The sequence below is a fragment of the Ignavibacteriota bacterium genome (assembly GCA_016218045.1).
In the GTDB taxonomy this organism is placed as follows: Bacteria; Bacteroidota; Ignavibacteria; order SZUA-365; family SZUA-365; genus JACRFB01.
In genome coordinates, this window is sequence record JACRFB010000001.1 from 129628 (window position 1) to 146728 (window position 17101).

Annotated in this window: 16 protein-coding genes; 10 read left to right on the plus strand and 6 right to left on the minus strand. The window is 55.1% G+C overall.

Features of this window, described 5'->3' with window-relative positions:
• Nucleotides 1–6 precede the first annotated feature (6 nt).
• From mtnA to HY962_00545, 3 genes are read right to left on the minus strand one after another with little or no spacing between them, the layout of a single operon-like run.
• Nucleotides 7–1029 carry an S-methyl-5-thioribose-1-phosphate isomerase gene (gene mtnA, locus HY962_00535; GenBank protein ID MBI5645389.1) on the minus strand — a complete coding sequence of 341 codons (1023 nt, stop codon included), beginning with the start codon at nucleotides 1027–1029 and terminating at the stop codon, nucleotides 7–9.
• Between the two features lie 55 nt (nucleotides 1030–1084).
• On the minus strand, nucleotides 1085–1996 hold the full coding sequence (locus tag HY962_00540; protein ID MBI5645390.1) for a sugar kinase: 912 nt from the start codon (nucleotides 1994–1996) through the stop codon (nucleotides 1085–1087).
• Nucleotides 1997–2036: 40 nt separating this feature from the next.
• The gene (locus HY962_00545; GenBank protein ID MBI5645391.1) at nucleotides 2037–2858 is read right to left on the minus strand and encodes an inositol monophosphatase; all 822 of its coding nucleotides are present in this window, start codon (nucleotides 2856–2858) and stop codon (nucleotides 2037–2039) included.
• 124 nt (nucleotides 2859–2982) lie between these two features.
• On the opposite strand from HY962_00545, the gene HY962_00550 reads away from it, so the two are divergent.
• From HY962_00550 to HY962_00580, 7 genes are all read left to right on the plus strand, one after another.
• Entirely contained in the window at nucleotides 2983–4023 is a 1041-nt protein-coding gene (locus tag HY962_00550) for a 6-phosphofructokinase (protein MBI5645392.1), read from the plus strand.
• Between the two features lie 124 nt (nucleotides 4024–4147).
• A complete protein-coding gene (locus tag HY962_00555) occupies nucleotides 4148–6079 on the plus strand; it encodes an alpha-amylase (GenBank protein MBI5645393.1) in 1932 nt (643 codons plus the stop codon).
• A 286-nt stretch (nucleotides 6080–6365) separates the two neighbouring features.
• The gene (locus tag HY962_00560; protein ID MBI5645394.1) at nucleotides 6366–7694 is read left to right on the plus strand and encodes a hypothetical protein; all 1329 of its coding nucleotides are present in this window, start codon (nucleotides 6366–6368) and stop codon (nucleotides 7692–7694) included.
• Nucleotides 7695–7746: 52 nt separating this feature from the next.
• Nucleotides 7747–8562: a phosphate ABC transporter substrate-binding protein gene (locus HY962_00565; protein MBI5645395.1), complete on the plus strand. Its 816-nt coding sequence runs from the start codon at nucleotides 7747–7749 to the stop codon at nucleotides 8560–8562.
• Between the two features lie 111 nt (nucleotides 8563–8673).
• The gene (pstC, locus tag HY962_00570) at nucleotides 8674–9987 is read left to right on the plus strand and encodes a phosphate ABC transporter permease subunit PstC (GenBank protein MBI5645396.1); all 1314 of its coding nucleotides are present in this window, start codon (nucleotides 8674–8676) and stop codon (nucleotides 9985–9987) included.
• 4 nt (nucleotides 9988–9991) lie between these two features.
• Nucleotides 9992–11284 (plus strand): phosphate ABC transporter permease PstA, encoded by a 1293-nt coding sequence (locus tag HY962_00575; protein MBI5645397.1) that lies wholly within the window; start codon nucleotides 9992–9994, stop codon nucleotides 11282–11284.
• Between the two features lie 13 nt (nucleotides 11285–11297).
• On the plus strand, nucleotides 11298–12062 hold the full coding sequence (locus tag HY962_00580) for a phosphate ABC transporter ATP-binding protein (protein MBI5645398.1): 765 nt from the start codon (nucleotides 11298–11300) through the stop codon (nucleotides 12060–12062).
• Nucleotides 12063–12241: 179 nt separating this feature from the next.
• On the opposite strand, the gene HY962_00585 is transcribed toward HY962_00580, so the two are convergent.
• Complete coding sequence (locus tag HY962_00585) at nucleotides 12242–12775, minus strand: DUF3996 domain-containing protein (GenBank protein ID MBI5645399.1); 534 nt, start codon at nucleotides 12773–12775, stop codon at nucleotides 12242–12244.
• A 68-nt stretch (nucleotides 12776–12843) separates the two neighbouring features.
• Nucleotides 12844–13182 carry a hypothetical protein gene (locus HY962_00590; GenBank protein MBI5645400.1) on the minus strand — a complete coding sequence of 113 codons (339 nt, stop codon included), beginning with the start codon at nucleotides 13180–13182 and terminating at the stop codon, nucleotides 12844–12846.
• A 181-nt stretch (nucleotides 13183–13363) separates the two neighbouring features.
• Here HY962_00590 and HY962_00595 point away from each other — a divergent pair, with 181 nt between their 5' ends.
• Nucleotides 13364–13867, plus strand: a complete 504-nt coding sequence (locus HY962_00595) for a PspC domain-containing protein (protein MBI5645401.1) — start codon at nucleotides 13364–13366, stop codon at nucleotides 13865–13867.
• 18 nt (nucleotides 13868–13885) lie between these two features.
• Nucleotides 13886–14791 (plus strand): hypothetical protein, encoded by a 906-nt coding sequence (locus HY962_00600; protein ID MBI5645402.1) that lies wholly within the window; start codon nucleotides 13886–13888, stop codon nucleotides 14789–14791.
• 92 nt (nucleotides 14792–14883) lie between these two features.
• On the opposite strand, the gene HY962_00605 is transcribed toward HY962_00600, so the two are convergent.
• A complete protein-coding gene (locus HY962_00605; GenBank protein MBI5645403.1) occupies nucleotides 14884–15276 on the minus strand; it encodes a hypothetical protein in 393 nt (130 codons plus the stop codon).
• A gap of 151 nt (nucleotides 15277–15427) precedes the next feature.
• On the opposite strand from HY962_00605, the gene ettA reads away from it, so the two are divergent.
• Entirely contained in the window at nucleotides 15428–17101 is a 1674-nt protein-coding gene (gene ettA / locus HY962_00610) for an energy-dependent translational throttle protein EttA (protein ID MBI5645404.1), read from the plus strand.

The following is a 17101-nucleotide window of genomic DNA, read 5'->3' on the forward strand; positions in this document are numbered from 1 at the left end:
CGCTCCTTACGCGAGAATGCCAGCAAGGGTTTCGGCAAAGGGCGGGGCAATAATTCCGCGCTCTGTAATGAATGCGCTGACGAGCTCTGCAGGTGTGACATCGAATGCCGGGGACCATGCGTGCGTATTCTCAGGCGCGATTCGCACTCCGCCTGCGTGTGTCACTTCGGTCTCGGCGCGCTCCTCAATCGGAATGCCCTCGCCGCCGTGCGTCTGCGCATCAAACGTAGAAAGCGGGGCCGCAATGTACATGGGCATGCCATGATGGCGCGCCACAATCGCAAGACTGTACGTCCCGATTTTATTCGCGGTGTCGCCGTTCCGTGCTATCCTGTCGGCACCGGTAAGAGCGAGCTGCGCGCGGCCGCTGCGGAATACTGCAGCGGCACTGCTGTCGGTGATGAGTGTTGCCGGTATGCCTGAACGGGCGAGTTCCCACATGGTCAGCCGTGCACCCTGGAAAAGTGGACGCGTTTCATCCGCATAAACATGTATGCGCTTGCCCGCCACGTGCGCGGCGCGCAGCACCGCGAGTGCCGTGCCGTCGCCGCCGGTTGCAAGCGAACCCGTGTTGCAATGTGTCACTATTCCGGCACCATCGGGGATGAGGTCCGCGCCATGCGCTCCGATCATGGCGCAACGTCGGGCGTCGTCGTCGTGCATGCCGGTGGCGCATCGTTCAAGTGCCGCCAGGGTCTCCACGGGATCTGCGGCTGACTCGATGATTTCTCGGCACTGGTGTAACGACCAGAAGAGGTTGACTGCCGTCGGCCGTGCTCCAGCGATATTGTCACATGCGTCGAGCAAGGCGGTTCTAAATGCTGCCCCACCGGTCGATCTTCCTGCCAATTCACGCGCGGCAAGCACCGTGGCATATGCTGCCGCGATACCAATCAGGGGTGCACCGCGGAGTTGCAGAGTACGGAGCGCCTCGATCACCTTGCGGTAGTCCCGGGTTTCCAGCCGCACCTCCTCATGCGGCAACCGTGTCTGGTCGAGGTACCGCAGGGCCTCGCCGGTCCACTCCATCACGTGGCTGTTGTCGAAGCGATCAGGCATTACGGCGCCACCATGCCTGTGAATCCTACAGGGTGAATTGAGACAGTACGTGGAATGCGCGGTACCGCTGCATGATGCGCGCCTCGTCAAGATCCCGCACACCGCCGATGCTGAATTCCTCCACGCAGAACGATGCCATGGTGCTTCCGGCAATGACCGCGCGCTTCAGGTTCTCGAACGATGTATCCCCGTCGCGCGCAATCCAACCCGCAAATCCGCCCGCGAAGCTGTCACCAGCACCTGTGGGGTCCATGATGCGTTCAAGCGGGAAGGCGGGCGCCGAAAAAATCCCACCGTCTCCCAGAAGCAGCGCTCCGTGTTCGCCCTTTTTGACCACCACGCGTGAAGGGCCCATGCCAAGTATCGCCTTGCCGGCTGTGATGATGTTAGACGAACCGGTGAGCTGACGCGCCTCCTGATCGTTCAGGATCAGCACGTCGACGCGCCGGATGGTTTCGATCAGCTCGTCGCGGCTGATGTCGATCCACAGGTTCATCGTGTCACAGATGATGAGTTTGGGCGAACGGATCTGATCGAGCACGTGCATCTGCAGCGAAGGATGGATATTGCCCAGCACCACGATATCGCTTCCGCGCCACGCTTCAGGGATTTCGGGCTGAAATGTCTCGAACACGCCGAGTTCGGTGTACAGCGTGTCGCGAGTATTCATGTCATCATGATACCGGCCGCCCCAACTGAACGTCCGTCCGTCTGGCACGCGTACGAGACCGTCGAGTCCTATCCCGCGGGAAGTGAAGTACGTTATGTGTTCTTCGGGAAAGTCGCCGCCAACGATTCCCACAAAACGCACGTCCTTCGAAAAATAACTGGCGGCGATAGAAACAAACGTCGCTGATCCGCCTAAGGCGTTCTTCATTGTGCCGTACGGCGTTTCAAGGTAATCAAGTGCGACAGATCCGACGACGAGAATACTCATGTGCAGGGTTGCTTCTGTGATGGAAATACGTGGATGGAATTTACTCGGGAATTTGGATGCGCACGTCTCGGGCCTTGGCCAGGATGTCAAGCATCACGTCGTGAATGTGGCCGTTGCTTCCCAGGAAGGGCGGATGAAACAACTCGAGCGGGCCGCCGTCGAACGTGGTGACCCGGCCGCCCGCTTCCTCAATCAGCAGCATACCCGCGGCCTTGTCCCATGCCTGAAGCGCGACTTCCCAGTAGCCGTCGATGCGTCCCGCGGCAACGTACGCGCAATCAAGCGCCGCGCTTCCAAGGCGGCGTATCGCCTGCGCATGATGCAGGAAGGCGACGAACCGCTCGCGGCAAAATTCAGGGTTCTCTCTGACTGTGTAGGGAAATCCTGTCACAAGCATCGCGTCCTGGATGTCGCGCACGCCGCTGACCTGAAGTTTTCGATCGTTGAGATACGCCCCGCTCCCGCGTTCCGCTGCGAATAATTCATCCGCCATTGGATCATAGACGACACCCGCGAGAACCTCGCCGGCTCGTTCCACCGCAATCGAGACGCTGAACAGTGAAAGTCCGTGGGTGAAATTTGTTGTGCCGTCAAGCGGATCCACAATCCACCGATATTCGCCGGTACCAGTAACGGCTCCACCTTCCTCGCCCAGGAGCGAATGTGTGGGGAACCGCCCGAGTAGTATGTCGCGAATAATGTGTTCCGATGCGCGATCTGCCTCGGTCACAAGATTGTTGCGCTGCTGCTGTTTTGCCTCGATGTGTTTTAACGCTCCAAGATGAGAGGTAAGCACGTGGCCTGCTGCCCGGGCTGCCTCGATCGCGGTATGAAGAAAATCGCTCGTCTGCATCGTGTTCATTCTCTCAAAATAGGAAAAGCACGGAGAACTTTCGAACGAGTGCCTGCTGCGCCGTGTTCCGCCTTGTTTTTCAAGCCGACACCATGTTACTTTGCGTAACTGACCACTCACCATTGGATGCATCATGAGAATTGGGATACTGACCGGCGGCGGTGATTGCCCTGGATTAAACGCCGTCATTCGCGCCGTTGTCCGCAAAGGCCTGAAAGACAATCATTCCATCCTCGGCATCCGTAACGGGTGGAAGGGTTTTTTTGATGACGACGCGGTCGAGCTCACCCGCGATTCCGTTTCGGGCATTATCTATCGCGGCGGAACGATACTGGGAACCTCCCGCACAAATCCATACAAGGAAGCGGACGGTGAAAAAACCGTCATGTCCTTCCTTGAGAGAAATCATATCGATGTGCTTGTGCCCATCGGCGGAGAGGACACGCTCGGAGTTGCAGCCCGCCTGCACAACAGCGGTGTGAAAGTAATCGGTATTCCGAAAACCATCGACAACGATTTGATGGGAACCGATTTTACTTTCGGCTTCGACACGGCTGTTAATATTGCAATGGAAGCCATCGACCGCCTCCATACCACGGCCGAGAGCCACAACCGCATTCTTGTTGTCGAGGTCATGGGACGTCACGCCGGCTGGATCGCGCTCTATGCCGGGTTGGCGGGCGGGGCTGATGTGATCCTTGTGCCCGAGGCACCATTCAACATTGACAACGTCTGTACACGCCTCAAAGCGCGTCACGACAGCGGCCGGAACTTCAGTATAGTGGTCGTCTCCGAAGGCGCGAAGTTTGAAACGGAAGGTGATGAAGACGGCAGCTTCGTGCTCAGCAGTATGGAGAAGGATGCCTTCGGGCATGTGCGTCTGGGCGGAATCGGTGCAGTCCTTGCTTCGGAAATCGAGCGCAGACTCGGTTTCGAAACGCGCAGCACCGTGCTCGGCCACATCCAGAGGGGCGGTTCACCGTCCGCGTTCGATCGTGTCCTAGGCACGCGCTACGGATTACATGCCATGTCATTGATCGAACGCGGTGTCTTCGGACGTATGGTTGCACTCAGCGGAAACCACATTGTGGATATCGAGATCAATCAGATCAGTGGCGCATTGAAAACGCTTGATCCCGATATGCTTTCTCTCGTCGACGTCTTTTTCGATTGACCCCGGCTTCGCACGCCGGCATTTGGGAACCCCGCACACGCGGGATATATACTGACGGTTCTCGCGCTGCTTTCGATCTACGACGACTGCAGCACCACCGAAATCGAGCCATGAAAGGAATCTCATGAACGGCCTCTCTCTGTTGTCCGACCGTTTGCGCGAACTGGCCTCTGGGCCCTCTCCCGACAAATATCTCATCCCAGCGCTTTGGGCTGCCGACGAGGGCCTCGACCATGTGGGTCTTGTCGAGGTTCATCCGCGGGAATTCTTCCGAGATCGCATCGAGGCGATCCTCGCGATGCCGGATGAATCGCCGGCGCCGCTTGCATCGGGTGGTGAATGGAGCACCGACGCCGTGGTCTACAACATGTTCGTGCGGCTTACTGCGGCATGTGATCATAACGGTGATGGTGAGATATCCCTCGACGATCTCGACGGGGGGTACCGCGAAACCGGCACCTTCCTGAAAGCCATTGCCATGCTCCCGTATCTGAAACGGATGGGATGTAATACGGTCTACCTTCTGCCGGTGACCGCCATCGGCCAGGATGGAAACAAGGGCTCACTCGGCTCTCCGTACGCGATTAAAAATCCGTACAAACTCGACCAACGCCTTTCCGAACCCTGGCTCGGACTCGATGTCGAGACCGAATATGCAGCCTTTGTTGAAGCGGCCCATCGGCTTGGCTTCCGCATCGTCATGGAATTCGTGTTTCGGACCGCGTCGAAGGATTCCGAATGGATCGCGGAACATCCGAATTGGTTCTATTGGATCGATGCGTCCATCCCGGATCGCGGCAGCGCGCCCGATGCCGCTGCGGGCTATGGAAATCCGACCTTTTCACAGGAAGAACTTCAGATTATCACCCTGCGAGTGAAGCGTAACGACACGAGCAGTCTGCCACCTCCGGGTCGCGAGTACCGCGCCTATTTCACGGAACCGCCTGCATATGTGGACCTGATCGATGGTCGCTACATCGGCACGTTGTTCGACGACCGAAAAGTCAGAATCCCTGGCGCATTCGCCGATTGGCCGCCGGATGATGTGCAGCCGCCTTGGAACGACGTGACATATCTGAAGATGTATGATCACCCGAGTTTCAACTACATCGCATATAACACCATCCGTGTCTACGATTCCCGCCTCGCGCAAATCGATAATGAGAACCGGGGTCTGTGGAATACTATCATCAACATCATTCCGCACTATCAGAAAAATTTCGGAATCGACGGCGTCATGATCGACATGGGGCATGCCCTTCCCAGGCGGCTGAAACAGTCGATTGTCGATCGCGCACGCAAGCTCAATCCCGACTTTGCATTTTGGGAGGAGAACTTCGCCATTTCTGTGAAATCCCGGCAGGAAGGATACAACGCAGCCGTGGGGTATCTGCTGTTCGATGAACACCTCCCGGCGAAATTGCGCGAGTTCTTTGTCACTCTTGCAACACAGGATGTTCCGGTGCCCTTCTTCGCCACTGCCGAAAATCACAATACTCCACGTGCTGCGTCGAGGGCGGGGGGGCGTGCGTTCTCGCGTATGGCCGCAGTACTGAACGCGTTCCTCCCCGCGGTGTACTTCGTGCATCAGGGATTCGAGCTCGGCGAGACCTCGCCCGTGAATACCGGACTTGGTTTTACTCCCGACGAAATCGCGACGCTGCCCTCTCACACACTGCCTCTCTTCAGCGAAGGTGTGCTATCATGGGCCACAACAGAACATCTCGCGGAGTTGATTTCAAGAGTTCTCACCATCCGGAGCCGCTGGCATTCCGTCATCGTGGACCCACGCAAGGACTGTTTCCACCTGCACAAGGCCGAACCCGAAACAACGCTCTGTTTCTCGCGCAGCTCCGTCGATCGCAATCATGTTCTCGTGGTCATTGCGAATGCCGATTGCATCAATCCGGCATCAATGAGCGTGAATATCGCCTCGGGTGATTCTGTGACCGACGCATTGACGGGAACAACGTTCCCGCTTGTGAAAGGGGTTTTGAGTGCCACACTCGAACCCGGCCGCGTACTGGTGATCGAGCTGACGCAGCCCCCTGAGTAAAACACGCTAGGGCTTCTGCAGATTCGGCACGGGCAGCACCGAAGGGTGTTGCCCGTCGTTATTTATACCGATAATGGCCGGAGAATTCGAACGAGGCTTCACCAGGATCGGCTTTTGCTCAATATCTCTGAATTGCGGCAGTTCGCCCCCTACGCGAAGCTTTCGAGTATTAACCGAATCCTAACACACACCTCGCCGGGAGCTAACACCGCACGCATAATTTTGGGACTGTGAAGAGCGACTATTTGTACACTCCCATATTGAATATCTCACAGGAGAACTGAGAATGAGAATCTTGTCCCTCACCGTCCTTGCATTGCTTGTGTCTGTCGGAGCACTCCGCGCACAGGGCGTGTCTTCCGACGACGATCCGAAGCGCGACCAGAAATCTGGCGCCTCGCAGTCGACGGAGACCAAGTCCGCATCACCCTCGCCCGACGACGACGAACTGAAAAAACAGGTCGAAGAACTGCGCAGCCAGTTACAGGGGATGGATGAGGCTGTGAAGGAACTTCAGACCGACCGTGATGCTCTGAAAAAGATCAAGGTCAGTGGTTATCTGCAGGTGAATTTTGAGAAGAGTGAACTCGAGAAGGGGCTCGCCACCGATCCCTATGACGGGAAAGATTTTATCAAATCACGTTTCCGTCTCCGTCGCAGTCGTATCAAGTTCCAATACGATGGCGGCCTCACAAACATGGTCGTGCAGGCGGATTATTCGAATACCGGCTTCTCATTAAAAGATGCCTACCTCGAATTCACCGAACCGTGGATGAAGTATTTCGCCCTGCGCCTCGGTGTTTTTAACCGTCCGAATTACGAAGTGGAGTATTCATCGAGCCAGCGTGAGTCTCCCGAACGCTCCCGTATTATCTCCACACTGTACCCCGGCGAGCGCGATCTTGGCGCCATGCTTACCTTTTCTCCCGAGGATCTCTTCTCGCTGCAGATCGCAGGATTTAACAACACCTTCGGCGGTACTTTCAACCAGGCTAATCCCAACTTCGGCACCGAACCGTACTATTTCATGGCCCGTGCCACAAAGTCCTTCACACTCGGCGATCTCGGTCTCGATGTAGGTGTCCATGGCCGTTTCGGAAACGTGCGTGCCAATAGCGCGAAAGTTCTCGAGAGTGATGTTCCGACCAACGGTGTGGCCGATTCCACGCTGAAGGTGGGGGATCCGGTGAGCCGCAACTGGTTCGGCGTGGAAGCACAGTTGTATTACGATTTCTTCGGAGGGATGAAAATACTCGGCGAGTACATCGTGGGCTCCGATGTGAATACGCTCTCGACCGCGGCCCCGATCAATCCGATTCGCAAGCGTGATTTCAGCGGCTTCTATGTGATGCTTGTCAAAAATATCGGCGACGAATTCCAGATCGCGGTGAAGTACGATTCGTACAACCCCAATACGGCCATTAGCGAAGACAAGGTCAATCTCGTGAACGAACTCACGGTCAGTACCCTGGGACTCGGAATCCACAATTACACGTTCCCGAACGTGCGCTTGACGCTGTGGTACGACATGCCTTCGACGAAGACGAACGATCGGTTCCTGAAGACCGATCCCGTCGATAATCTCATGACCTTCCGCGCGCAATACAAGTTCTGATTACCATCGATACGATTACAACGCGATTACAGATACTCAAAGGAAATACATCATGAAACATGGCATTCTGAAAGGCCTCCTGCTCGCTTCGGTTTTTGTGCTGGCAACCGGATTTGGTCCGGGAGATAAAATCACTGTCAAGGGTTCCGATACCATGGTCATTCTCGCTCAACGTTGGGCGGAAAAATACATGGGTAAAAACAACGCCGTTTCCATCCAGGTTACCGGCGGCGGCTCGGGTACCGGCATTTCGGCCCTGATTAACGGTACAACCGACATTTGTAACGCGTCGCGCCCGATGAAACCCTCCGAGCTGAAAAAACTCAAGGAACGCTTCGGCACGCTCGGTGTTGAAATTCCCTGCGCAAAGGACGGTCTTTCCGTTTATGTGAACGAAAATAATTCCGTCACGGACCTTACTCTTCAGCAGATCAAGGACATTTATACCGGCAAGATCACGAACTGGAAACAGGTAGGCGGCAAGGATGCGAAAATTGTTCTCTACTCGCGCGAGAACAACTCCGGAACCTACGTGTACTTCAAGGATAACGTCCTGAAGGGTGAAGACTACGCCCCCTCGTGCCAGAATCTGCCAGGCACCGCGGCGGTTGTTAACGCAATCGCAAAAGACCCGAACGGGATCGGCTACGGTGGCGCTGCGTACGGTAAAGGCATTCGTGAAACAAAGGTGAATGGGTTTGCCCCGACGAAAGAAAACATCGCAAACGGCAAATACCCGATCACGCGCTACCTCTACATGTATCTCCGCTCCAAACCGACCGGCGCCATGAAAGCATACATTGATTGGATATTGAGCGCCGAAGGCCAGGCGGTTGTCACCGCTGTCGGGTATTTTCCGGTCAAATAAAAAGATCTCTACGTCCGATATTTTGCGACAGCGCCCCTTGTCATCCAGGGGCGCTGTCGTCGGATAAAGAAAGTTCGCCCAATTCAACGACACTAAACCAGGCAGAGCTTCATGGCAGCAGCACCAGACGATTCCTCACACGCGGGCAAGCCACCGCTGTCTCACGTATCGCTTCTCGGAAGCGGCGGTGTACGGTCGGAGATTACAGGCGATCCTGATGCCTCTGCCGTTCTACGCGCACCAGGCAGAACGGCAAACCGCTTCCTGGTTCACAAACCGCTGCGATATGGAAAGAAATTCTACATCGGAGAATTTGTCGCCGAGCGGCTGATTCAGGGAATTGCCGTTCTTTCGATCGGTTTTATTCTTGCGATATTCTACTATGTCTTCCAGGAGTCGACCTGGGCCTTTCGCAGTCCTGAGCATGTTGTAGCGAGTGCAACCAGTGCTGACGAGAGTCTGGTACCGGAATCGTACGGCGGAGAATCATTGCAGCCCGAATCCTTCGGGAGTGGAGAACTGGTGCCGGAAACGTATGGCGAAACTCCGGGCACCACGGATGCACAGCCGACTGGCTCGCTCGAAGCGGGACGCGCCGCATCCCAAGGTCTCGAAACCTCAGGCAACGACAAGCCGGTTACCATCGGACAACTGGTTTTTGCAAACGACCTGATCGACAATGTGCCGCGCTATATCTGGCAACCCATCGGACGCATTCCGAAGTATAGTTTTGCGCCCCTGTTTATGGGTGCGTTCAAAGTCACTCTCATAGGCATACTCATCGCAGCTCCCATCGCAATTCTATCCGCCCTGTTTACAACCACGTTCGCACCGCGATGGATGCGCGAGGTGATGAAACCTGCTATCGAGATTCTCGCGGGGTTTCCGTCTGTGGTGATTGGCTTTTTCTGTCTCATCACCGTAGCCAGCATAATGCAGGAGATTACCGGTTCGACGTACCGCTTGACTTCCTTTGTGGGAGGAATCGGCATGTCGCTCGCGGTGATACCGATCATTTTCACGGTAACGGAAGATGCATTCGCAGCCGTGCCCAGATACATGAAGGAAGCAAGTATCGCACTGGGTGCTTCGCGCTGGCAGACGGCCTGGCGTGTCGTATTGCCGGCCGCAACACCGGGAGTTTTCGCCGCAATCATCCTCGGTTTCGGCCGCGCGTTTGGTGAAACGATGATCGCGCTGATGGCCACCGGAAACGCGGCTCTGACGTCATGGAATTTCTTTGAATCGGTTCGCACGATGTCCGCGACCATCGGCGCGGAAATGGCGGAAGTCGAATTTCACAGTGTGCACTACGGCGTGCTTTTCCTCATTGGAGCGGTGCTTTTTGTTGTGACATTCTCGCTGAATGCGATAGCGGAATTCTATGTGCGGAAGCGGCTTATCAAGCGCTTCCAGGGGAATTGAGTTTATGACGTCAAAGAATCCACTTCGTGACCTGGCGGCGGCCCTCGGATCAGTTTTGCTCGCTGTTGCTGTTCTTGCAGCGTTGCTCCTCCTCCTGCCTTGGTACTCGGCTCTGGGAGGCGTTGCCGTGATTGTTGCGGGCGTGACTCTGCTGTGGCGCCGTCTCGGCATGCAGACCAAACGCTCGGTCAGCGAAAACATCTTTGTGATCCTCTCCGGCAGCGCGGCATTTATCATCATCATCTTTGTCGTCTATTTTCTCATACACATCTTCCTGCTCGGGAAGGAAAATCTCTCGTGGAGTTTCTTCTTTGAGGCGCCCGCGGAAGGCCTTACCGAGGGAGGCATATTCCCGGCGATCATCGGCACGGCCATGCTCGTCATTATCATGGCTCTTGCAGGGGTGCCCGTGGGAACCATCACCGCCATTTACCTCACCGAGTATGCGAGTGAAAGGTCAATCATCGCGCGATTCATACGCTTTGCAGTAAATACTCTCGCGGGAGTACCCGCCATCGTCTTCGGACTCTTCGGTCTGGGCTTCTTCATCGGCACCGTGGGTAAACAGATGGACACTTGGTCTCGAGATTCCCGCATGCAACGAATCGAGCAGATATTCTCCACGGGTACGTCTCCATTTTCAGACGACGGAAAGGCGACCACCGTCGAGGTGAAACGCCTGTTTGAAAGCGACGACAGTGAATACTGGGCGGAGCAGATCGACGGCCTGAAAATCATGGACGAGGTGAACGGTGCTGGAGCTCTCATAGAGCGCGCCCGATATATGACGTACTATGCCGATGCGTCACGGCCCAAGTGGGGGCAGCCGGCGCTCATCTGGGCTGCATTGACCATGGCATTGCTGACTCTTCCGGTGGTCATCGTCTCGGTGGAAGAGGCGATTAAAGCTGTGCCCAAGGACCTGCGCGAAGCGAGTCTCGCGTTGGGCGCGACAAAGTGGGAGACAATCCGCCGCGTCGTGATACCGGGCGCCTTTACGGGTATCATGACCGGCGGCATTCTTGCAGTAAGCCGTGGCGCGGGCGAGGTGGCACCCATCCTGTTTACGGGCGCTGCGTATTATCTGCCGGAACTGCCGGGCTCTCTCTCATCACAGTTCATGGAACTCGGCTATCACATCTACGTTCTTACCACGCAGTCGACCGATGTGGAGGCGACGAAGCCGCTGTTATATGCGACAACGTTTACCCTTCTCATCCTCACCTTCGCGTTAAACTTCTCGGCCATCTTCCTCCGTTCGCGAATCCGCGCACGTTTGAACCGCTTGGGCCAATAACTCCATCGAGACGATGAAAGACACCGAAGCAAAAATCGTTACGCGTTCCCTCGACCTGTACTACGGCCAGAAACAGGCCCTGAAGGATATTTCGATCGACATTCAACCGAATCAGGTAACCGCATTTATCGGTCCGTCCGGATGCGGGAAGTCGACATTCCTCCGAACGCTGAACCGTATGAACGACCTCATCGACGGAGTGAAAATCAGCGGTGAAGTATGCATCGACGGGTTAAATATTTACGACAGGAATATCGATGTTGTGGAACTCCGTAAGCGCATCGGCATGGTGTTCCAAAAATCCAATCCATTCCCAAAATCGATCTACGACAATATCGCGTATGGCCCCCGGGTGAACGGGATCAGGGACAAGCGCCGTCTCGACGAGATCGTGGAAGAAAGTCTTAAGTCGGCGGCCATCTGGGACGAAGTCAAGGACCGTCTGAAGGACTCCGCGCTGGGACTGTCCGGCGGCCAGCAACAGAGATTGTGCATTGCTCGCAGCTTGGCTGTGAACCCCGGCATCCTTCTCATGGATGAACCCGCCAGCGCGCTTGATCCTATCTCAACGGCGAAGATCGAAGAACTCATCTTCGAGCTCAAGGACACGTACACAATCGTCATTGTGACGCATAACATGCAGCAAGCAGCGCGCGTGAGCGATTACACTGCATTTTTTTATCTCGGTGAACTCATCGAGTACGACCTCACACGAACCATCTTTACGAATCCATCCAAGAAGCAGACGGAAGAGTACGTCACGGGCCGTTTCGGCTGATCCAGGTACCACGACGTGCTGGTGCGAGCGCCCCTGATGTGAGATTACACCGCGTAATATCACATCGGCTGATATTCGTGACGTCCACAGCGCGACGGAGGGTCACAGATCCTTCGGGGTACAGGGCTCTTGTACGAAGGCCTGTTTCCGTGGGTGAGTGTGGCTCCGTGTGTTCCCTCTTAATAAATATAGAGTCGCGCTCCGAATGCGGCCTCAACGTCGAGCGCAGGTTCTGGTGCAAATCCAAGAAGCGGATTCACCTCAAAGTAGAATTCAAGTCCTGGACGCGCGATGAAATAATTGAGGCCGATCACGCCGCGTGCTGCAAATGAAACAGAATGTGTGTAGTACCAGCGGCTGCTGTCGGCTTGCGAATCGAACAGCAGGTATTTTCCCTTCTTGCCAAACCCAATTGCTGCTCCGATGCCTGCATAGGCATTGAGTCTGAATTCGGTGCGGGGGAAAAGATAGAAAAATTGCCACAGGTAATCGGCGTGCACGCGCGGATACCCCATAAACGAATGGCCAATTCCAAAATCAAAGGCGGTTGTAGGACCGCTTCGCCACTTTATCGTCACGGCAGTGGGTTCTCCCAGTGAGAACCCGACTCCGAAGCGCTTTCCGGGAGGCACCTGCGCGTGCGATTCGCTGAGCGGAACAAGAAGGAAAACCGCGGGTATCGCAACACGTAGCAATAGAGGTAGCAGTCGCATGGGTGTTCTCCAGTTGTGAGATATCGCCTCAGTGAAGGCCGTAGCCGAAGGACGTTGGTCGTGGCGGCTTAATGCGATGGTTTCTTGCTCTCTTTTTTTGTGGGTGTACCTGTGCTGTCATCAGTGTTTCCACCCGCAAGCTTTTCTTTCACGTGTTTCTCGACTGTCCGGGCACCGTCTTCGATGAGTTCCGTTCCCTTGTCGATCAGCACCTTGCCGTGTTCCTTTACCTGCTGGTTCGCGAAGTGCAGCACGCTGCCTCCGGCAATCGCAAGGACAATGGCAATGACGAGGGCAATCTTGAACAGCTTTTTTGCGAGGGATAAGAGAAGGCTGATTGCGAGCAGACCGAGCAACAAGGCGAGGATCGGATTGTCGATCAGATATGAAACGGCGTGGTCAACCATGGGCTGTGTTCAGTATGCGGATTTGGGGTCCGCCAAAGTAAGCAGGTGGATCCGAACGATGGAAAAGAGAGTAACTCGTCTGACACCGAATCTACGACTGACTTGTGACAATGCCAATATTCCCCTTGTTCTGAAACAATTGCTCACTGTGGCGCGTACCCGAGGCGGAGCACAGCAGCACATGTTCCGTCCCGAACCGCTCCAAGGGACGATTTATCAATTACAGTCCAAGGGTGACGCCATGGAAAAACGGCTCTACAAATCTTCATCGGAAAAAATGATCGCCGGTGTCGCAGGCGGACTCGCGGAGTACTTCGGTATTGATCCTGTACTCTCGCGTATTCTGTTTGTTGCCTTGGTGTTCTTGCACGGTATCGGCGTGATCGCGTACGTGCTTCTCTGGATAATAATGCCCAAACGTCCTGCCTCCGACGCCCCTGCTTCAGAACCTCTCGAGGCACAAGCTGAAACCGCATTCTCCGACGCCGGGGGAACAGTGGCAACTCCAACACTCAGAGTGAAGGATGGGAAGGGAAGTCTCGTCATTGGTACATTTCTGATCGTACTTGGCGGACTGTTCTTTCTTGGCAATGTTCTTCCGAACTTCTGCTTCGACATGTATTGGCCGCTGCTTCTCATCGCACTGGGCACCGTTTTACTCTGGCCCGCACTGAAAAAGAACTGATAGAACGCGAGGATCACCATGAAATCAGGCAGAATCTTCTGGGCTTTGTTTTTTATTACGATTGGTGTTCTTGGAGCGGTCGAGAATTTTTTCGGACTGCACTGGCCATGGAGCGGGATAGTCGACTTCTGGCCGTTGGTGCTTGTTCTGATCGGGCTGGCCGTTGTTCTCCGAGACAAGAAGTACAAGTGGATAGTGGTAGGTGCGACCGGAATGCTCGTCGGCCTCCTGTTGTTCTCCACAGTCAATCATGGATGTGACGTCGTACATGCCGATTGGAGTGACAGCACGCTGAACTCCGTCGATCAGGAATTACGCCAAGAATTCGATTCAAGCATTACGCGTGCGTCATTCAGTTTCGATGCAGGCGCGGGCCGTTTCACAATTTCCGATTCCACGAACCTCTTGGTCATGGCCGAAGCAAAAAGCTCCATCGGGCCGTATCAGTTGACAACTGAACGACTTGATTCGATGACGCATGTGGTGCTTGGGCTGGAAGGGGACAATTCCATCCACTGGCGAGGCAAAATCAAGAATCAGGTACACATGCGCTTGCACACTGCACCATTGTGGGATCTGGATTTCGATATCGGCGCAGCAAAAATGGACCTCGATCTGTCGTCCTATAAGGTTAACCAGTTGAGCATCGATGCAGGAGCCGCATCTATCGAAGTGACTCTCGGGGACAAGGCGGACCTGACGACGATCGATCTTGAAACCGGTGTATCGTCGATTCTCTTCCGCATTCCTCAAAGCGTCGATTGCGAGATCCGCTCAGATGCCCCGATGTCGAGCAGACATTTTGATGGGTTCGAAAGTCTGGGCGACGGGGAATACCGTACTGCTGAATTTGGAAAGAAGAAAAAACGAATGGTCATCAACATCGATGCGGGCATGTCGAGCATCCGCGTTGAGCGATATTGACCGCTGTCTGGATACAATGTCCACAGGTGTGAATCAACGCCGCCGTGTCACGGCGGCGTTTTCTTTTTGGACTCACCCGTCTTCTTCCGCGTCTATCGGGGCTTGAACGCCCGGAGCATAAGCCCCGCGCCGGCTGCAATCATCCCAAGCATCAACAGTGTCACGACAAGATTCGTCGGCATGAAGAACATTGCCAGATTTGTAATGATTCCGAAGAGGATGAACACGAAACTCCCAGCGGTTAACACCCATCCTGCAACGGATTTTGCATTGACGAACAGCAGCACAATGCCAAGCATGAGTGGTATCAATGCGATGCCGAACGCGTTCATGCCGTACAGTGTCCAGAGGTTTGATACGACGATAACGCGGCTCAGGAATAAATACAGACCGATACCCAGAAGAGCCACTCCAAGAAAAAACTGTCCGAAGCCGCCGGATGTGCCTCCGGCTCCAGGGAATCGGCTGTTCGTTGTATCGCTCATGACATTCTCCGGGTGACTGAATTCTCAATATCGATACGGCTAATGGAACTTCAAATTGTCCGCATGCGGGCGCTTTTGTAGGTTGCATTTGAGGCGGGTACACATGCCTCGAGGTATCACATTCTTTTCTCCACCATAGCGCGGATACGCAATGAGCGACAATAAAATCATCTTCTCCATGATCGGTGTCGGAAAAGTGGTGCCGCCGAACCGGATGATCCTCAAGGATATCTATCTGTCGTTCTTCTACGGGGCTAAGATCGGGGTGCTCGGTTTGAACGGAGCGGGAAAAAGCACACTGTTGCGCATAATCGCCGGTCTCGACCGCGATATTCTTGGCGAAATCACCGCAGACAAAGGCATCACATTCGGCTACCTCCCCCAGGAGCCCGAACTGGATGCCACTAAAACCGTGAAGGAGATCATTGAAGAAGGGGCGAGTCAAGCCGTTGCCTTGCTCCGCGAATACGAGGATGTGAGCGCGAAGTTTTCTGAACCGGATGCCGATTTTGATGCACTCATTTCCCGGCAGGCGGAGTTGCAGGAACAAATCGAGCACGCGGGTGCATGGGATCTCGACAGCAAGCTCGAAATGGCTGCGGATGCGCTTCGTTGCCCCGCTGGTGACACTCCTGTCTCCGTGCTCTCGGGAGGCGAACGCAGACGTGTCGCCCTCTGTCGGTTGCTGTTGCAAGCTCCCGATGTTCTGCTTTTGGATGAACCGACAAACCACCTCGATGCGGAATCAGTGGGCTGGCTCGAACAGCACCTGTCACAGTATCCAGGCACAGTGATCGCTGTCACGCACGACCGCTATTTCCTCGACAATGTGGCAGGGTGGATTCTTGAACTCGATCGGGGTGAAGGCATTCCTTTCAAAGGCAACTACTCGTCATGGCTTGAGCAAAAACAGGAACGTCTGCGTCTGGAAGAGCGGCGAGATGCCAAAAGGCAGAAAACCCTTGAACGGGAGCTCGAATGGATACGGATGAATCCTGCTGGAAGACACGATAAAAGCAAGGCGCGTATCGCAGCGTATGAGAAGCTGCTCTCGGAAGAGCACGAGCAGCGCAATGAAGAGATGGAAATCTTCATACCCGCCGGACCCCGTCTCGGGGATTTAGTCATCGAAGCAAATGGTGTCGCAAAAGCATATTCCGAGCGCCTGCTCTTCGAGGACCTCACGTTCTCACTGCCACCAGGTGGTATCATTGGTGTGATCGGACCAAATGGCGCGGGGAAAACCACGCTTTTCCGCATGATGACGGGACAGGAAAGTGCCGACGCGGGAAGCTTCCGGATCGGACCAACCGTGAAACTCGGCTATGTTGATCAAAACAGACCTCTGGATCCGGAAAAGACTATTTGGGAGGAAATTTCTGGCGGCGAGGATCTCATCCGTGTCGGTTCGCGAGAACTAAGCTCACGCAGTTACGTTGCGCGATTCAATTTCAGCGGGACCGACCAGCAGAAACCTGTCGGGATACTCTCCGGCGGCGAACGCAATCGGGTGCATCTTGCAAAGGTATTGCGTGAAGGTGCAAACGTGCTGTTGCTGGATGAGCCAACAAATGATCTCGACGTGAACACGCTGCGGGCGTTGGAAGAGGCTCTCGTCGATTTCGGCGGGTGCGCCGTTGTGATCTCGCACGACAGATGGTTCCTCGACCGAATCGCGACGCATATCCTCGCCTTCGAAGGCGATAGCCGCGCCACATGGTTCGATGGCAATTATTCTCAGTACGAGACGCAGAGAAAAAAACGACTCGGGATTGCTGCCGACCAGCCGCACCGCATCAAGTACAAGAAGCTCACGCGACCGTAA

Bases quoted from the DNA above. Each gene is read 5' to 3' on its own strand.
- HY962_00545 (MBI5645391.1), bottom strand. From the start codon at position 2,858: ATGAACACGATGCAGACGAGCGATTTTCTTCATACCGCGATCGAGGCA.
- ettA (MBI5645404.1), top strand. From the start codon at position 15,428: ATGAGCGACAATAAAATCATCTTCTCCATGATCGGTGTCGGAAAAGTG.
- HY962_00580 (MBI5645398.1), top strand. From the start codon at position 11,298: ATGAAAGACACCGAAGCAAAAATCGTTACGCGTTCCCTCGACCTGTAC.
- HY962_00585 (MBI5645399.1), bottom strand. From the start codon at position 12,775: ATGCGACTGCTACCTCTATTGCTACGTGTTGCGATACCCGCGGTTTTC.
- mtnA (MBI5645389.1), bottom strand. From the start codon at position 1,029: ATGGAGTGGACCGGCGAGGCCCTGCGGTACCTCGACCAGACACGGTTG.
- HY962_00595 (MBI5645401.1), top strand. From the start codon at position 13,364: ATGTTCCGTCCCGAACCGCTCCAAGGGACGATTTATCAATTACAGTCC.
- pstC (MBI5645396.1), top strand. From the start codon at position 8,674: ATGGCAGCAGCACCAGACGATTCCTCACACGCGGGCAAGCCACCGCTG.
- HY962_00565 (MBI5645395.1), top strand. From the start codon at position 7,747: ATGAAACATGGCATTCTGAAAGGCCTCCTGCTCGCTTCGGTTTTTGTG.
- HY962_00550 (MBI5645392.1), top strand. From the start codon at position 2,983: ATGAGAATTGGGATACTGACCGGCGGCGGTGATTGCCCTGGATTAAAC.
- HY962_00540 (MBI5645390.1), bottom strand. From the start codon at position 1,996: ATGAGTATTCTCGTCGTCGGATCTGTCGCACTTGATTACCTTGAAACG.
- HY962_00600 (MBI5645402.1), top strand. From the start codon at position 13,886: ATGAAATCAGGCAGAATCTTCTGGGCTTTGTTTTTTATTACGATTGGT.
- HY962_00590 (MBI5645400.1), bottom strand. From the start codon at position 13,182: ATGGTTGACCACGCCGTTTCATATCTGATCGACAATCCGATCCTCGCC.
- HY962_00555 (MBI5645393.1), top strand. From the start codon at position 4,148: ATGAACGGCCTCTCTCTGTTGTCCGACCGTTTGCGCGAACTGGCCTCT.
- HY962_00605 (MBI5645403.1), bottom strand. From the start codon at position 15,276: ATGAGCGATACAACGAACAGCCGATTCCCTGGAGCCGGAGGCACATCC.
- HY962_00575 (MBI5645397.1), top strand. From the start codon at position 9,992: ATGACGTCAAAGAATCCACTTCGTGACCTGGCGGCGGCCCTCGGATCA.
- HY962_00560 (MBI5645394.1), top strand. From the start codon at position 6,366: ATGAGAATCTTGTCCCTCACCGTCCTTGCATTGCTTGTGTCTGTCGGA.